This window comes from Nodularia chucula CCY0103 (assembly GCF_963923915.1).
Classification (GTDB): Bacteria; Cyanobacteriota; Cyanobacteriia; order Cyanobacteriales; family Nostocaceae; genus Nodularia; species Nodularia chucula.
Genome location: NZ_CAWUOL010000162.1, coordinates 1 through 4,294, shown reverse-complemented (window position 1 = coordinate 4,294; position 4,294 = coordinate 1). Strand labels below are relative to the sequence as shown.

The 4,294-nt window shown below is 41.6% G+C and carries 4 protein-coding genes; all 4 read left to right on the top strand.

All coding sequences use genetic code 11. From position 1 onward, the window contains the following. Positions 1–92: 92 nt before the first annotated feature. The 4 genes from ACM0OP_RS23730 (at position 93) to ACM0OP_RS23715 (ending at position 4,182) form a co-directional block, all read left to right on the top strand. A complete protein-coding gene (locus ACM0OP_RS23730; protein ID WP_414530866.1) occupies positions 93–1,778 on the top strand; it encodes a transglutaminase domain-containing protein in 1,686 nt (561 codons plus the stop codon). A gap of 147 nt (positions 1,779–1,925) precedes the next feature. Then, on the top strand, positions 1,926–3,365 hold the full coding sequence (locus ACM0OP_RS23725) for a phosphoglucomutase/phosphomannomutase family protein (protein ID WP_414530865.1): 1,440 nt from the start codon (positions 1,926–1,928) through the stop codon (positions 3,363–3,365). Positions 3,366–3,423: 58 nt separating this feature from the next. After that, positions 3,424–3,705: a DUF1049 domain-containing protein gene (locus ACM0OP_RS23720; RefSeq protein WP_414530863.1), complete on the top strand. Its 282-nt coding sequence runs from the start codon at positions 3,424–3,426 to the stop codon at positions 3,703–3,705. Positions 3,706–3,831: 126 nt separating this feature from the next. Beyond that, a complete protein-coding gene (locus tag ACM0OP_RS23715) occupies positions 3,832–4,182 on the top strand; it encodes a hypothetical protein (protein ID WP_414530861.1) in 351 nt (116 codons plus the stop codon). Positions 4,183–4,294: the final 112 nt, after the last annotated feature.

Genomic DNA, 4,294 nt, shown 5'->3' with positions numbered 1-4,294 from the left:
CCCCAGTCCCCAGTCCCCAGTCCCCAGTCCCCAGTCCCCAGTCCCCAGTCCCCAACTAAAATAAATGCAAAAATCAAACCGAACGACTAAAAATGCTTAATATAAGTTCTGCACTTCCTAGTTTGATTACTAGCCCAATGTTTGGTCAAAGAACAATTAGACCGTTAACAGCAGCCGCTCTTTGTGGCATTGCTTTCATCAAAGATACACTGCTGGCGATTGATAGTGTTAAAGGACATTTACTGGAAATTGATCCTAATTCCGACAACAGTAAAATTCTCAACCCCCACCAAATCAGGGAATTTGGGGATGTGGCGGGTATGGCTGTGTGGTCAGATTCCCTATGGGTAACGCGGGAAAATAGTGTTTATGTGTCCAAACTCTCCTCTTGGGGTCTGGAGCATTTTATGACTTTGCCTTATGCTGCTGATGGTGTTGCTGTTTGGGAATCAACTGTTTATGTGAGTTGCCAAAAGCTAGGCTTTATTTTGATTTTTGATTGCAATACGCGCAAAGAAATTACCAGATTTTATGCTCCGGGGGTAGGGGTAGCAAATTTGGCAGTTAATCAAGAGACTCTTTGGGTTTGCGATCGCACAGAACAGACAGTTTATGCTATGGATAGAGCCACTGGAGAACTCAAATTCAGTATATTGACACCCTTTGAATCTCCCACCGGCATTGCCATACACACCAACGAACAAACAGGTAAAGAAACTCTGTTCGTAGCCTATGCCTCAGAAGAGCCTTATATTCGGGACAATCCCAATGCTGATCCCTGTCATGAACTCACATACCGCGATCGCACCTTTATTCATCCGCTACACTACTATCACGACGCCGACAAACAATACACCCTTTCCAATGGCTATCTCATTGAAATGTCCTACGCCGAGGAAATTTCACCCCTAGAAGAGGTGTATTTACCAGAAGTAGAATGGCGTATAGCCTTACCCTCAGAAACTGAACGGCAAAAATTGAAACAAGTTGAACCCATCGGTATACCTTTTACAGAAGAAATCATCGATGGCCAAAGGGTAGCAGTATTTAAATTTGATGCCCTTACACCAGGGGAAAGGCATATATTTGGCTGGAAAGCATTATTAGAAGTCAGAGGAATAAAATATCACATCACCCCCAAAAATGTGGAAAATCCTCCGGAAATATCCTCAGAATTTACCACTCGTTACCTAGTAGATAACGATAACTTAGCAATGGATACCCCCATTGTTCGCCGTGCTGCTAGAGAAGCCATAGGTTCGGAAACTAATCTGCTGCGGAAAATGTACAATATCCGCAACTATGTGTACGATAAATTATCCTATGGCATTAAACCCCACATCGATACCCCTGATTTGGTCTTAGAACGAGGCGTTGGTTCCTGTGGTGAATATGTAGGAGTTTTACTCGCCCTCTGCCGTTTAAATGAGATTCCCTGCCGCACTGTGGGTAGATATAAATGTCCTCCCCATAGCGAACACCAAGGAGTGCCATTACAACCAGACTTTAACCATGTGTGGTTAGAATTTTACATCCCCGGTTTTGGTTGGTTGCCTATGGAATCTAATCCTGATGATTTGGGCAATAATGGTCCTTACCCTACACGCTTTTTTATGGGTTTATCCTGGTATCACCTGGAAATTGGTAAAGGTATCCCCTTTGAAACCGTCAGTAGTCAAGGTCTCAGACTCACCAAAGATGACATCCCCATTGGTGATTTGGCTCTGAATCACATTCGGTTTACAATTCTCAAAGAATTACCGCCATTTAGTGATTAGTCTTGAGTGATTTTTGCCAATCCCCTACTCCTAATAAAATATCTCAAGATTCCATGAGAAAAAATACTGTAGGGGATACTTGCGGCTACGCACGCTTTAGGAGAAGCTTCCTATAGTATTAAAGTTATCCGGGAGAAAATACTAAAAATGAGTGCTAATAGCAATTCCAGCAAGATCAAGTTCGGTACGGACGGTTGGAGAGGTATCATAGCCGATGATTTTACTTTTCCTAATGTGCGGAAAGTCACCAGAGCCATCGCTAGTTACCTTGAAACAGCCTACACAAAAGATAGACCAGTGCTGATTGCCTATGATACTAGGTTTTTAGCTGACCAATTTGCTCAAACAGCAGCTGAAGTCTTAGCAGACTTGGGTTGGACTGTGAAAATTACTGACCGGGATTGCCCCACACCAGTCATTGCCTATAATGCGCGGTTATTAAATTCGGCTGGGGCTTTGATGTTTACCGCTAGCCATAACCCTGCGCCTTACTGTGGGATTAAATATATCCCCGATTACGCCGGTCCTGCCACTCCAGAGATTACTGATACCATTGTGGCTAACATTGAGAGTGCATCCGATGCCCTCCCTGAGAGTATTGCTACGGCTAAAATTTCCACCTTTGATCCCAAACCAGAGTATTTAAAATTTATCTACACCCTATTAGATGTAGAACGAATTAAGAGCGCGAATTTAAAGGTGAAATACGATGCTCTCTATTCTACTTCTCGCGGCTATTTGGATGAAGTTTTACACTACTGTGGCTGTGAGGTAGAAAGTTTTAACCTCAAGCGTGATGTGCTATTTGGTGGCGGAATGCCCGAACCCAAAGGTGAGCAACTAGTAGAGTTAGTTAAAGCTGTCAGAGCCGATCAAGCTGATGTAGGCTTGGCTACAGATGGCGATGGCGATCGCTTTGGGATTGTAGATGAATTAGGTAATTTTCTCACACCTAATACTGTGCTGCTATTGTTAGCACGACATTTAATTAAAAACAGAGGTAAAAGCGGCGCAATCGTCCGCACTGTGGCTACAACTCACCTGTTAGATAATTTCGCAGCTAAACATAACTTACCTATTTATGAAACAGCCGTAGGCTTTAAATACATTGGTGAAAAAATGCGCGAAACTGCCGTACTAATTGGTGGTGAAGAATCAGGTGGTTTAAGTGTTATTGGTCATATTCCCGAAAAAGACGGAATTTTAGCCGATATGCTAGTAGCAGAAGCCATCGCTTATGAGGGTAAACCTTTAAGTCAATTAGTGCAAGAAGCCATCGCCGAAGCAGATGGACCACTTTACAATGACCGTCTTGACTTGCACCTCACGGAAGCACACAAAACAGCCGTTATTGACTCCTTTACTAAAAATCCCCCCGCAGAGGTAGCCGGGATTAAAGTCAAAGAAGTGGGACGCAAAGACGGAATTAAATTGTATTTAGAAGAAGGTAGTTGGGTTTTACTCCGTCCTTCCGGTACAGAACCTTTAGTTCGGGTTTACATGGAAACTAATTCCTCTGAGAAACTAGCCAAGGTTGCTCAAGACATGGAAAATGCGATCGCTAAACTAGAAGCAGTAGCTGTTTAATCCCACCTCAACCCCTCTTGTAACTCAGAGAGGGGATAATTTTTCTCTCCTCTTTTCTATGCTTAAAACTTTTATTCCTATTTTAATATCTTTAATACTGGCTCTTTGGGTAGTTGCGATCGCCATTATCTCAGTTCAAAATGCCACTCCTGTATCCTTGAAATTTTTAACATTTGAATCAGTTCAAATCCCCGTAGGTTTATTCCTAGCCTTCAGTGCTGGCGTGGGTTTAATTGGTACGGCAATCATACAACCTCTGTGGGGAATTGCTGGTTCTCGTCAAAATCAACCTACATTTGATGAAGATGCCGAGTTTTTTGTTGATGATGAAGATTTTTGAAGCGTGAGTAAAATTTGCAGTAGTATATTTGATTGACGTGATAAATTATATATCAGTATTTGGTTGTCACATTTAAATTTTTACCAACTATCTTTAGAAATATCCTCAAAAAGGAGAATTATCCACGTGGTTAAATACGACCCATCTGTCATTCAAGCCATAGTAGAGCAATTATACAGTAAGGCTAACTCAATATTGATAAGCCATAGAGTTATAGGTGTTATTGTGGGATGTTTGATAGGTTCTGGTGGTGCGGCCTCAATTCGAGGAAGTGCAATAATTGGGCTATTTATTGGTGGACTAATAGGTTATGTTATTGGGAATGAGATGGGCTTATCAAAATCTCTTCTGTATAAGTTTCAGGCGCAAATGTTGCTCACTCAAGTTGAAATTGAAAAAAATACCTATAAATTGATTGAAATTAGTGCAAAAACAAGTGATATTATCGAAGTAGTTCAAGACTTTGCTGATAGATAAATTTTTCGCTAGAGAATAAGTCCAGCTTTAAAGGCAATGCAGTATAAAAGCATTATTACTAGGACTTACGCATTGACAAAAGACATCACCTATACACTCTAGTTCATGCGAT